Source organism: Geobacillus thermopakistaniensis, from assembly GCF_000498995.1.
Classification (GTDB): Bacteria; Bacillota; Bacilli; order Bacillales; family Anoxybacillaceae; genus Geobacillus; species Geobacillus thermoleovorans.
In genome coordinates, this window is the sequence record NZ_AYSF01000048.1 from 50,268 (window position 1) to 62,025 (window position 11,758).

The following is an 11,758-nucleotide window of genomic DNA, read 5'->3' on the forward strand; positions in this document are numbered from 1 at the left end:
AGTATATGCCCTTGCATATACTCTCCTCCGCACCTCCTAGAGAACGGTTACTCGATATACGCCCATTTATAGCTATAATCTCCACCAAATGAATGAATAACAATGTCTTTTACGTATTCACGTTGCAAATACGCACGGCCGCGTTGATACAGCGGAGCAATTGGCATTTCTTCAAAGAGGATTTTTTCTGCTTTCAACATTGCGTCCCAACGGGCTTGCAAGTCGCCAAGCAGCGTCGTTTTCGCATCTTTAATCAGCTTGTCATATTCAGCATTCGACCAGCCCGTTTGGTTGTGCGGGTTATTTGTCGTCCACAGATCAAGGAACGTCATCGGGTCTTGATAGTCCGGACCCCAGCCAGAGAAGGATAGTTCATACTGCATATTGCTTTCTAGCTCAAGTTTTTGTTTGAACGGCTGTTGTTTAATGTTGACCGTAAGGCCAGGCAAGTTCTTTTCAAGCTGTTCTTTTAAGTATTCGCCGACTTTCTTCGCGACGTCGTCGTCATAGTTTAACAATTCAATAGTGAATTTATCTTTGCCAAGCTCTTTTTTCGCTTGCTCCCACAATTTTTTCGCTTCGTCCACATTGTACGACACTAAATCGCCGTTAGCGTCACGGAAGTCTTTGCCGTCCGGACCGGTGACGAAGTCTTTCGGAACCGCATAGTTGGCCACAACCGAGCCGTTGTTGAACAACGTGTTCACCATCGCCTCTTTATCGATAGCCATCGCGATCGCTTTGCGAGCGTTGACGTTGTTCAACGGTTCTTTCTTCGTGTTCATGCGCAGCCAGAAAATCGATGGTTCAAGATACGTGTGGAAATTTTTGTCGTTTTTATATTTATCAACAAACTCCGCACTTAGGATAACGCGATCCGCTTTTTTCGTGTCGTAAAGGTTTACCATTGTTGCGGTCTCTTTTACGACTTTGACGTTGATTTTTTCCAGCTTGACCGTATCTTTATCCCAGTAGTTCGGGTTTTTCGCATACGTCCAGCCTTGCTCATGCTTCCATTCGCTTAAGACGAACGGGCCGTTGTACAGCGTCGTATTGGCTTCCAAACCGTATTTGTCGCCTTGGGCTTTAACGAATTTTTCGTTTTGCGGCATGAACGTACCGAATACCGTCAAGCTGATGAAATACGGAATCGGGTTTTCAAGCTCGACTTGGAGCGTGTAATTATCGAGAGCTTTGACGCCGAGCTGGTCAACTGGCAATTTGCCCGTATTGACTGCTGCAGCATTTTTAATGTCGTACATAATGTACGCATACTCCGCTTTCGTTTTCGGGTCAAGCACTCGTCTCCATGCGAACACGAAGTCGTGCGCCGTCACCGGATCGCCGTTTGACCATTTCGCATCTTGACGAAGCTTAAACGTATACGTTTTGCCGTCTTCGCTTACCGTGTAGCTTTCCGCTACCCCTGGCACAGGCTTATTGTCTTTCCCTAAACGGTAAAGACCTTCCATGACGTTGTTCAAAACGATGAACGATACTTGGTCCGTAGCGAGCGCCGGATCAAGCGATGGAATCTCTGATGTTTCAAGCAAGTTCAGCACCTGCTCCTTTTTCTCCGCCGGCTTTTCGCCGCCCTGGCCGCCTTGGGCGTTGTCGTTGTCCTTGCCCCCGCCGCAAGCCGCGAGGAACGTTGACAGCGCGAGAAGCAGGACGAGGAAGAAAGAAAATCGCTTCTTCACTAAAAAACCCCCCTTAGGTTTATGTAGTGTATTACAAATCTTCTGAACCATTTGATTTCAGAAGATTGTACTTACATCGCTTATTATATCCTGTGTTAGTATATTTGAAAAGGATTTTTTTATTTTCTTAAATAAAAAAATTTCAAACTACTTATAAGTGGGATGAGGATCAGCTTGCATTTCCATCCGTGTTGTGCTGACTTTTGTCACCATTGCAAATAAAAAATTTCTGCCTACAAAAAAGAAAGCGCTTACAATATAATTTTTTTGCCCTTTCTCTCAGCTGCGAAGCAAATCTCTCCTGAACTTCCAGATTTCTTCTATATTTTTAATATAATTTTGTTAATAATTTTGACAATCTTCCCGCCCACATGATTTATGATAAAATAAGCAGTGAGAAGGGAAAGGCGGGAACAGACGATATGAAACAAACGGCTGTGCGGACTGGATGGCTCGTCGCCGCGATGCTGGCGGCAAGCGCACTCATCGTAATAGGGCAAGGAGCATGGAGTACGGTGGCCTTTATTAACGTTTCGTTTTTGCTCTCCCTTTTGCCTCTGTCGCTTGGCGGGCTTTTGTTTGTTTATGAACGCGGGTTTTTCAGCGGATTCGCATACGGGTTTCGCCGATTGCGCAGGAATCGAACGAAGGTGGAGCGGTATCTTGAGGAAGCGGCAGCAGAACATGAATCGGATGAGCTGCTCGGTCCGCGGCGTTTCGCCATCACGTATCCGCTTCTCTTTTCTGGTCTGCTTCTGTTTCTGGCGATGATTGCCGCCGGATATGCCGTGCAATAAGGTTGCAACAGCTGAATGTTTTCCGTATAATATAAGGCAAATCTAGGATCAACCGAGCGATGAGAAAGAAGAGTACATATTGGCGATGCCTTCAGAGAGCTTGTGGACGGTGCGAACAAGCGGCTAGCCATATGGAATGGGCTTTCGAGCTTCCCGCCGAACCGGCGACGCAGTAGGCGAGGACGTTTCCCCGCGTTACAGGGGGCCATGCGCTAAGCATGGGCTGAGCGATTGCGCTTGTCGGCGCAATAAGTAGGGTGGCACCGCGGTCCTACCGTCCCTATCAGAGGGCTGGCAGGGCCTTTTTTATTTTTTGCTTGAGGGAGTGAAGATCGATGAAAACCATTTTTTCCGGCATTCAGCCAAGCGGCGTCATCACCCTTGGCAACTACATCGGGGCGCTGCGGCAGTTTGTCGAGCTGCAGCATGAATACAACTGCTATTTTTGCATCGTTGACCAACACGCCATTACCGTTTGGCAAGACCCACACGAACTGCGGCAAAACATCCGCCGCCTCGCCGCTTTGTATTTAGCAGTCGGCATCGACCCGACGCAAGCGACGTTGTTCATCCAGTCAGAAGTGCCGGCGCACGCTCAAGCCGCTTGGATGCTGCAGTGCATCGTTTATATCGGCGAACTTGAGCGGATGACGCAATTTAAAGAAAAATCGGCCGGCAAAGAGGCGGTCAGCGCCGGGCTGCTCACGTACCCGCCGCTGATGGCCGCTGACATTTTGCTTTATAACACCGACATCGTCCCGGTCGGCGAAGACCAAAAGCAGCATATCGAGCTGACGCGCGATCTGGCGGAACGGTTCAACAAACGGTACGGCGAGCTGTTTACGATCCCTGAGGCGCGCATTCCGAAAGTCGGCGCCCGCATCATGTCGCTTGTCGACCCGACGAAAAAAATGAGCAAATCCGATCCGAACCCAAAAGCATACATCACACTGCTTGACGATGCAAAAACGATCGAGAAGAAGATCAAAAGCGCGGTCACCGACTCGGAAGGAACGATTCGCTACGACAAAGAAGCGAAGCCAGGCATTTCGAACTTGCTCAATATTTATTCGACGCTATCCGGTCAATCGATCGAGGAGTTGGAGCGGCAATACGAAGGAAAAGGATACGGCGTCTTCAAAGCAGACCTCGCTCAAGTCGTCATCGAAACGCTTCGACCGATTCAAGAGCGGTATCACCATTGGATGGAAAGCGAGGAGCTTGACCGCGTGTTGGATGAAGGGGCGGAAAAAGCAAATCGGGTTGCATCGGAAATGGTGCGCAAAATGGAGCAAGCCATGGGGCTCGGGCGGCGGCGGTAAATAGCCGCATCCAGCGAAGCCATACAAAAACGGGCAGGCGCCTATCGCCTTGGCCCGTTTTTTAATTGACTTTTGGTTCTTGCTCCATTTCCCACAGTTTTTCGAAAAATGGCTGCCCTTTGATCAAGTTTTCGCACAGCTGCTCATGCCGTTCGGACCACCCGTATTTCGTCTCGTTATACAATTGTTCCCACGCTTCATCAAAAGACATTTTTTGAATAGCGGCGTATTTTTCCGGCGCCCATTCCGTATACCAATAGCGCATCTGGGCAGCATTTTTTGTCGAATAAAGCTGGTCAAGCGCCATAAACAACAGCTGTTTCAACTGCCGCTCTTTGCGCGTGAGTCCGCACATCAGTTCCGGAGCCGGCGATAAAATGTGGTATTCTTTTTCATACCTCGGCAGCGGATAGTCCCGTTCCTCCGCTTCGGCCGCCATTTCGTAGACGAGTTGTTCCTGACGCGGAATGAGACGGCTTTTGCGAATCGGGATTTGATAACCGATTGTATCGACAGCCAAAACGCCGGCGCCGTCCGTGACAACGAAACAATAGTCCAGCTGAATGCGTTCATGGTTTTTGCGGACATACGCCTTCTGATGTACATCGTCTAGCAGCGGTTTTGGAAGATCGGACAAGCTGTTTTCAATGTAATGAAACAGGGCCGGGGATACTTTTAACAGCGGCACTTGGTCGAGCAGCTCGATTTGATCGTCCTTGCGCCATTCATGGAAATGGCAGACGTTGTATCCGTTCTCTTCTCCTTCAAACCAGTTGACCCAAATGTCGTGCAGATAAAGCATGCGAGACCCCTCACTTCCAGACGTGTTTGTCCATCAGTATAGGCAGAGGGGGAGAATTTTATTCCATTTCGTCCTCTTTTCCCCTCTAGGGGCTGCGGCTTGGAAACGTCAAGCTCCCCCACATCAAAAGAAGGCCAATAGGGAATAAATAACATTCCACCCTTGTCGAAATATAAGATAAGTATTCGCTAAAACCACGCTCTGGAGTGATGATGTTCAAATAGGCGATCACCATCATGCCGCCGACGACTGAAAAACCGAAACCGACCAAATAAAAAAACAGGCGGACCACCGGGCTTTCCCTTCCTTCTTGTCCACGTCCTTGTTCTACATATATGTCGGCGCCATGGACAACATGCCTGTTTGCGCCCGATGCCCCTAAGATTCTTGTGATAACCGGACAGCGGCGGTCGCCATGCGGTTTCGAGCTAAGACGCTCCTTGCTGTTTGCCTGAAAAGCCCGCCAACTCCGCGATGTCTTTCGCTTCCATCTTCATCAATTGGGCGAGCGAATAGCCTCTTTCTAGGCAACGACGGATGATGGCATACCCAACGGCATAGCCCCCCATTTTCGGATGCCATCCAAGCCCGTACAAAATGCGGGAAGTATGCGGATGCGAAACGGGCAAATGTTGGTTCGGGACAATATAACGCCGCCAAAACCGTTCCATCTCCCGATCGGTGTAATACTTCGTCCATCCCGCACACTGCTTGACGCCGACTGTCTCGGCGACGGCATGCTCCGCCAATCCTTCCATAACGACTGCATCCAGCAACGTCGCATCTTCGCCTTCGTTCGGCAACTGCTTGAGACGGCATACATGGTTGTATTCATGCGCCACCAACGCGGCGATCTCCTCGTCGCCATGATCCGGCAGCAAGAAGAAAAACAATTTATCAGCAAACGCCACCCCGCCTTTTCCTTGGAATTCGCGCACAAGCTTCCGGTTTTCGTCATCGGCCGGCAGCAAAAATACCGGAACGTCCGGTCCCTTCCATATCCCCCGTTGCCGTTCATACAAACGGCCAAGACGTTCCCAAAGACGGCGCTCTTTCATCTCCGGCAAAAGCCGCTCGGCCTGCCGAGTGCTTCGGTACATGCCATACAGCCGTAAATAGCTGTAAATCTCACGCGCCGGCATCTTGCCAAAAAGCGGCGCCAACCGTGCGCACAACCGGAGCGGATCGCCTTCATCCTCTTCAAGCCATCGATCGGTCGGAAGCAATCCCATCGCTTTTCCCTCCTTTTCTCTTACGTTATGTCGGCAGGGAAAAGACGGTGAAACAAAACAAAAAAGAGAGCCTGACGCTGAACCGAACCCGCCGTTAGTCACGCGTTTTCAGCTCTGCTCAACCAAGGCTCTCCTTTTCATCCATTACACATATTTTTTAAAAATCAATGTCGCATTATGGCCGCCAAATCCAAATGAGTTGCTTAAGACCGCACGCACGTCTTGCTTGCGCGCTTCATTCGGCACATAGTCGAGGTCGCATTCCGGATCCGGTGTTTCGTAGTTGATCGTCGGCGGAATGATGCCGTCGCGGATCGCCAGCACGGAGAAAATCGCTTCCACCGCGCCGGTCGCCCCGAGCAAATGCCCAGTCATCGACTTCGTCGAGCTGACGGCGAGCTTATAGGCATGATCGCCGAATACTTCTTTGATCGCCGCCGTCTCATACTTATCATTGTACTCGGTGCTCGTGCCGTGGGCGTTGATGTAATCGATCTCCTCCGGCTCCAGGCCAGCGTCATGAAGCGCTTGGCGCATCGCCCGCACGCCGCCTTCGCCGCCCGGAGCCGGCGCGGTGATATGGTACGCATCGGCGGTCGCACCGTAACCGACAATTTCTGCGTAAATCTTCGCGCCGCGGCGCAGCGCGTGCTCCAATTCCTCAAGAACAACGATGCCTGCTCCCTCACCCATGACGAAACCGTCGCGGTTTTTGTCAAATGGGCGGCTCGCCGTTTTTGGATCTGGATTGGTTGAAAGAGCCGTATTGGCGCAAAAACCGGCGAACGACATTTTCGTAATCGGCGCTTCCGTCCCGCCGGTGATCATGACATCGGCGTCGCCGCGCTGAATGACTTTAAACGCATCACCGATCGAGTTCGCCCCGGTCGCGCAAGCGGTCACCGTGCACGAATTGATCCCTTTCGCTCCGAGGATGATCGATACTTGCCCAGCGGCCATATCCGGGATCATCATTGGCACGAAAAACGGGCTCACTCGGCGATAACCGCGCTGCTGGAAAATCTCAAACTGCTGTTCAAACGTCTCCATGCCGCCGATGCCAGAACCAATCCAAACACCGACCCGTTCAGCGTTGCTTTCATTAATGTCGAGATTGGCATCTTTGACCGCCATGAGCGCCGCAGCGACGGCGAATTGGGTAAATCGGTCCATCTTCCGCGCCTCGCGGCGGTCGATAAACAGCGACGGATCGAAGTCTTTCACTTCCGCCGCCACTTTCGCCGGAAAGTCGTCCGGATTGACGCGGGTGACAATGTCGATGCCGGACTGGCCGGCGATAATGTTTTTCCACGTCGTTTCTGCGTCATTCCCAAGCGGGGTGACGGCGCCTATGCCTGTCACGACGACTCGTCTTTTTTCCATCGTTTCCGTCTCTCCTTTTATTTCGATAATATACGTGCCGTTAACGGCCCCAGCGCAAAGCGATCGCGCCCCACGTCAGCCCGCCGCCGAATCCGACCATAATGATGAGATCATCGTCATGGATTTTGCCCGCTTCCAACTCTTCTACAAGCGAAATCGGAATGGATGCGGCCGACGTGTTGCCATATCGACGGATGGTTGTCGATATTTTCTCTTCTGGCAGCTCGAGCCGCTGTCTGGCCGCTTCGACGATGCGAATGTTCGCTTGATGCGGAATGAGAAAGTCGACATCGTCTTTCGTGAGCCCGGCTTTTTCAAGCACACGCACGCTTGATTCTCCCATTTGTCGGACGGCGAACTTGAATACTTCACGGCCGTTCATGACGATATATTCGTCTTTGTATAAATGTTTTCCTCCTGTTCCGTCAGCTCCCAACTCGAAAGATAAAATCCCGCGCCCGGGCGACACCGGACCCATGACGACCGCTCCGGCGCCGTCGCCGAACAGCACCGCCGTGTTGCGGTCGGTCCAATCGGTGATTTTCGATAGTTTGTCTGCCCCCACTACTAATATATACTTGTAGGCGCCTGTGTCAATAAATTGGGCGGCCGTGACCATCCCGTACATAAACCCCGCGCAGGCAGCGCTGATATCAAGCGCAGCGGCGTTGACGGCGCCAAGCCGCTCTTGCAGCATGCAAGCGACCGACGGAAACGGACGGTCCGGAGTGACGGTGGCAACTAAAATGAGATCAATATCCTTCGCCTCCATGCCAGCGTCTTGAAGCGCCCTTTCTGCGGCAAAATACGCCATATGGGACGTATCGATGTCATCCGGAGCGATGCGGCGCTCCTCGATCCCGGTGCGCGTCCGGATCCATTCATCCGATGTATCCATCATTTTTTCCAAATCAAAGTTGGTCAACACTTTTTCCGGCACATAGCGGCCGACCCCGATAATTCCTGCTCCCATATCATTCATCTCCTCTTTCTTTCCCAAAATGGCAAAAAAACGCTCACGCTGACAACCAAACTTGAATGTACAATCAGTCTACATCACCAATTATTATTACTTGGTACTAATTTTAGCCGAAAGAGCGTGGATGCGCAATAGAAAACGAAAGTTGAACCAGCGCTTTCCGTACCCCTAAGGCATTTGTCCAAACCGCTTTTTCCCTTCTGCCATACAATACAAATACGAGCAACCATCGCATGAAAGGGAGGATCGCCCATGGCCAACGGCGAAGCACAAGAACAACATCGCGAACGGCAAGACCGTTTTTCCCGCCTAATGTTCGGATCTTTTCCTTCTCGCGCAACCGGCGAGCGCGAAGATCAAGGGAGCGGGGCAGAACCGCCTTTACTGCCGAACATCGATTTCATGAAGCTGTTTGAAAACGTCAATACGCTAGCCGACTCATTGCAACAATTAAAACCGCTCGTGAAAAAGATCACCTCGCTCGTCGACTTATTGAAAAAATAGCAGACGCACCGGTCGATGCGTCTGCCCTTGTCGTTTACGGGAGTTCATTGTATTGGCAGAAAAATTGCCCGATTTGCCGAGCCAGTTGGCGCCGTTTCTCCGGCAGCTCGTAAACGACGCGCACCCGGTTGTTTGTCGTTTTCATCCATTGTTCATATTTACGGCTATGCAAGGCGGATGGATACGGGCTCACTCCGGCCAGCTGCCAAATCGTCACCGGAACGTCATGAGGACTGAGAAAGAGGGACGGAACAGCCTCGGGCACCTCCTCTTCTTTCAAGCCATAGGCAGTCGCGATTTCCCTCACCATCCGCCGGTACACGAATGGATGTTCCTGTTCATAGTCAAGCTGGGCGCGAACATCAAGGCAAGGGTTGATCATGGCGACGGCGCGGATTTGACTTGGCATGGCGCCAAGCAGTTGCAAGGCAACGAGCGCGCCCATTCCTTCGGCAACGATATAGATGCGCTGGTTCACAATTTCGCTTTTCAACACCGAGTAAATGAGTTGGCGCGCCAGCCGGACCGCTTTCGGACTTCCCCAATGCCGGCCGTACAAATGGGACGAAAAGACCGTATACCCACGTTCCAACCAATCTTCCAGCCATTGGCGCCGCCCCGGATGCTCGAGCCAAAAACTCGTCTGTTCGTTCACAAAATGGTCGCCGTCGCCCATTAAAAAAAGGGCAAACCCATTTGGGCGCTCCGGCACGTGAACGATGCACCATTGCTCATCGAGTTGAAAAAACCGCCGTTGTCCTGCCATCGTTTCCATTCACCCTTGTTTGGCAATGCATAATGGTACAGTATACGATATGCGCGGCCAAAAAAAACGTCCGGGTATATGCCTACGTGACAAATTGTGATAAGATAAGAAAAGGAATGACGAGAAGATGGGAGGAACAAAGATGCGCTTGTTTTGGACGTTTTTTTGGACGTTTTTGCTCGTGCAAATGGCAACGTACGTCATGGGCTCGATGCAAGGGATCGGCTATGATTTCGCAACCGGCGCCTTGCTTGGCGTGATCGTGACGATCTTAGTCTTCGTGATTGCAGCCTTGATTCCGGACGAGCCGGCCGGGGATCACCATCATTGATCATTCGCTTCATAAGACAACGCCTTGGGGTGAAAGTCCCAAGGCGTTGTTTTTTGTCATCTTTAACCGAGAATCCTCCCGCTTCAACACCTATATAGGGTAAGTGGAGGAGCATTCCATCCATATTGATCTGGGCTTGTGTTTTCCGCCCATGCTCAAACAATGCGACCAACCCCGGCAGACAAGAAGCACGTCTCTCCGCGTCGTCGGCGCCCCCTTCAGCTCGTTTACGCCGACGGACGAATGGCGATCTGCCCGTTGTCAACATCGACCGTGACGGTGCTGTAATCTTTCACCCGCCCAGCGATCAGCTCTTTCGCAAGCGGCGTTTCGATTTGCTTTTGCATAAACCGTTTGAGCGGGCGGGCGCCGTATACTGGGTCGAAGCCCGCTTCGGCGATGTATTGCTTCGCCGCTTCGGTCAGCACGAGTTCGATATGCCGATCGGCCAAACGGGCCGACAGCTCGCGGGCGAACTTTTCGACGATGCCTTTCACTTCATTCATCGACAATGGCTTAAATAAGACGATATCGTCGATCCGGTTTAAAAATTCTGGGCGGAAATGGGCGCGCAGTTGTTCGAACACTTGTTCGCGCGTTTCTTCATCGATGTCGCCATGTTTGTTTTCTAACAACAGCGGCGATCCGATGTTCGATGTCATAATGACGACCGTGTTTTTAAAGTCGACCGTCCGCCCTTGCGAATCGGTGAGCCGTCCGTCATCCAGCAGCTGCAGCAGGATGTTGAACACTTCCGGATGAGCTTTTTCGATTTCATCGAACAACAGAACGGAATACGGCTTGCGCCGCACTGCCTCGGTCAGCTGGCCGCCTTCCTCATAGCCGACATAGCCGGGCGGCGCTCCGATCAAGCGGGAGACGGCGTGTTTTTCCATATACTCGGACATGTCAAGACGGATGAGCTGCTCCTCACTGTCAAACAGCGCCTCGGCGAGCGCTTTGGCCAGTTCCGTTTTGCCGACGCCGGTCGGTCCGAGGAACAAAAACGATCCGATCGGGCGGTTCGGGTCTTTCATGCCGGCCCGCGCCCGCAAGACGGCGTCAGCGACAAGCTCGACCGCTTCGTCTTGACCGATGACCCGTCTATGCAGCAATTCATGAAGGCGAAGCAGCTTTTCCCTCTCTCCCTCGACGAGGCGGGTGAGCGGAATGCCAGTCCAGCGTGACACGATTTCGGCAATCTCTTCTTCCGTCACTTCCTCGCGCAGCAATTTCCCTTCACTTTGCTCACTGATTTCTTGCTCGAGCTGTTTGAGTTGCTTTTCCAACTGCGGAATGCGGCCATGGCGAAGCTCCGCCGCCTTGTTTAAATCATACTCGTTTTCCGCCTCTTCCAGTTCGCGTTTTGCCCGCTCGAGCGCCTCGCGCAAACGGCGGACGCGGTCAAGCGCCTCTTTTTCTTTTTGCCATTGCGCTTTCATGGCGTTCGCCTTTTCACGCAAATCGGCAAGTTCTTTTTGCAATGCCGCAAGCCGCTCGCGGCTCGCTTCATCCGTTTCTTTGCTTAAGGCCGCCTCTTCAATTTCAAGCTGCATGACGCGGCGCATCACTTCGTCCAGCTCCGACGGCATCGATTCCATTTCCGTCCGGATCGTCGCGCACGCTTCATCGACCAAATCGATCGCTTTGTCAGGCAAAAAGCGGTCAGAGATGTAACGGTCGGACAAAACGGCGGCCGCGACGAGCGCGCGATCGTGGATTTTCACTCCATGGTGCACTTCATACCGTTCTTTCAATCCGCGCAAAATCGAAATCGTGTCCTCGACACTCGGCTCTTGGACAAGCACTTGTTGGAAGCGGCGCTCGAGCGCCGGGTCTTTTTCGTTTTCGGCCCCTTTTTCAAGCGCGCTCGACCGTCGCGCCATGACGCGGTTTCATTTTTTAAACGTACCGAGCAATCCTTTCAACACGCCATTCACTT

The 11,758-nt window shown here is 52.0% G+C and carries 11 protein-coding genes, 1 pseudogene and 1 other annotated feature; of the genes and pseudogenes, 4 read left to right on the top strand and 8 right to left on the bottom strand.

Going from position 1 to position 11,758, the window contains the following annotated elements; translation table 11 throughout:
- Nucleotides 1-47: 47 nt before the first annotated feature.
- Complete coding sequence (locus T260_RS129605) at nt 48-1,700, bottom strand: peptide ABC transporter substrate-binding protein (RefSeq protein WP_023633989.1); 1,653 nt, start codon at nt 1,698-1,700, stop codon at nt 48-50.
- A gap of 422 nt (nt 1,701-2,122) precedes the next feature.
- Here T260_RS129605 and T260_RS129600 point away from each other — a divergent pair, with 422 nt between their 5' ends.
- Together T260_RS129600 and trpS are read left to right on the top strand one after the other, a co-directional pair.
- Nucleotides 2,123-2,497, top strand: a complete 375-nt coding sequence (locus T260_RS129600; RefSeq protein WP_011230311.1) for a DUF3899 domain-containing protein — start codon at nt 2,123-2,125, stop codon at nt 2,495-2,497.
- A gap of 50 nt (nt 2,498-2,547) precedes the next feature.
- Nucleotides 2,548-2,782 (top strand) — a binding site (T-box leader).
- 50 nt (nt 2,783-2,832) lie between these two features.
- Entirely contained in the window at nt 2,833-3,819 is a 987-nt protein-coding gene (gene trpS / locus T260_RS129595) for a tryptophan--tRNA ligase (protein ID WP_023633990.1), read from the top strand.
- Nucleotides 3,820-3,880: 61 nt separating this feature from the next.
- Here trpS and T260_RS129590 read toward each other — a convergent pair whose 3' ends face one another.
- From T260_RS129590 to T260_RS129570, 5 genes are all read right to left on the bottom strand, one after another.
- Complete coding sequence (locus tag T260_RS129590; RefSeq protein ID WP_014195169.1) at nt 3,881-4,621, bottom strand: YjbA family protein; 741 nt, start codon at nt 4,619-4,621, stop codon at nt 3,881-3,883.
- Between the two features lie 85 nt (nt 4,622-4,706).
- Nucleotides 4,707-4,913 (bottom strand): YuzI family membrane protein, encoded by a 207-nt coding sequence (locus T260_RS129585; RefSeq protein WP_011230308.1) that lies wholly within the window; start codon nt 4,911-4,913, stop codon nt 4,707-4,709.
- A gap of 136 nt (nt 4,914-5,049) precedes the next feature.
- The gene (locus T260_RS129580) at nt 5,050-5,853 is read right to left on the bottom strand and encodes a DUF2268 domain-containing putative Zn-dependent protease (protein ID WP_011230307.1); all 804 of its coding nucleotides are present in this window, start codon (nt 5,851-5,853) and stop codon (nt 5,050-5,052) included.
- Between the two features lie 144 nt (nt 5,854-5,997).
- Nucleotides 5,998-7,236, bottom strand: a complete 1,239-nt coding sequence (gene fabF, locus T260_RS129575) for a beta-ketoacyl-ACP synthase II (protein ID WP_014195168.1) — start codon at nt 7,234-7,236, stop codon at nt 5,998-6,000.
- Between the two features lie 40 nt (nt 7,237-7,276).
- Nucleotides 7,277-8,209 (bottom strand): beta-ketoacyl-ACP synthase III, encoded by a 933-nt coding sequence (locus tag T260_RS129570; protein WP_014195167.1) that lies wholly within the window; start codon nt 8,207-8,209, stop codon nt 7,277-7,279.
- A gap of 258 nt (nt 8,210-8,467) precedes the next feature.
- Between T260_RS129570 and T260_RS129565 the strand changes: the two genes are divergently transcribed.
- Complete coding sequence (locus tag T260_RS129565) at nt 8,468-8,719, top strand: hypothetical protein (RefSeq protein ID WP_014195166.1); 252 nt, start codon at nt 8,468-8,470, stop codon at nt 8,717-8,719.
- Between the two features lie 34 nt (nt 8,720-8,753).
- Here T260_RS129565 and T260_RS129560 read toward each other — a convergent pair whose 3' ends face one another.
- Entirely contained in the window at nt 8,754-9,494 is a 741-nt protein-coding gene (locus tag T260_RS129560) for an alpha/beta fold hydrolase (RefSeq protein WP_014195165.1), read from the bottom strand.
- A 133-nt stretch (nt 9,495-9,627) separates the two neighbouring features.
- On the opposite strand from T260_RS129560, the gene T260_RS129555 reads away from it, so the two are divergent.
- Nucleotides 9,628-9,816, top strand: a complete 189-nt coding sequence (locus tag T260_RS129555) for a YjzD family protein (RefSeq protein ID WP_025039308.1) — start codon at nt 9,628-9,630, stop codon at nt 9,814-9,816.
- 227 nt (nt 9,817-10,043) lie between these two features.
- On the opposite strand, the pseudogene T260_RS129550 reads toward T260_RS129555, so the two are convergent.
- Nucleotides 10,044-11,660 (bottom strand): annotated as a pseudogene (locus tag T260_RS129550) (AAA family ATPase); the annotation flags it as partial.
- Between the last annotated feature and the right edge of the window lie 98 nt (nt 11,661-11,758).

What these genes read in the sequence shown, in the direction of transcription:
- T260_RS129600 (WP_011230311.1), top strand. Translation starts at nt 2,123, where the DNA reads ATGAAACAAACGGCTGTGCGGACTGGATGGCTCGTCGCCGCGATGCTG.
- trpS (WP_023633990.1), top strand. Translation starts at nt 2,833, where the DNA reads ATGAAAACCATTTTTTCCGGCATTCAGCCAAGCGGCGTCATCACCCTT.
- T260_RS129590 (WP_014195169.1), bottom strand. Translation starts at nt 4,621, where the DNA reads ATGCTTTATCTGCACGACATTTGGGTCAACTGGTTTGAAGGAGAAGAG.
- T260_RS129580 (WP_011230307.1), bottom strand. Translation starts at nt 5,853, where the DNA reads ATGGGATTGCTTCCGACCGATCGATGGCTTGAAGAGGATGAAGGCGAT.
- fabF (WP_014195168.1), bottom strand. Translation starts at nt 7,236, where the DNA reads ATGGAAAAAAGACGAGTCGTCGTGACAGGCATAGGCGCCGTCACCCCG.
- T260_RS129570 (WP_014195167.1), bottom strand. Translation starts at nt 8,209, where the DNA reads ATGGGAGCAGGAATTATCGGGGTCGGCCGCTATGTGCCGGAAAAAGTG.
- T260_RS129565 (WP_014195166.1), top strand. Translation starts at nt 8,468, where the DNA reads ATGGCCAACGGCGAAGCACAAGAACAACATCGCGAACGGCAAGACCGT.
- T260_RS129560 (WP_014195165.1), bottom strand. Translation starts at nt 9,494, where the DNA reads ATGGAAACGATGGCAGGACAACGGCGGTTTTTTCAACTCGATGAGCAA.
- T260_RS129555 (WP_025039308.1), top strand. Translation starts at nt 9,628, where the DNA reads ATGCGCTTGTTTTGGACGTTTTTTTGGACGTTTTTGCTCGTGCAAATG.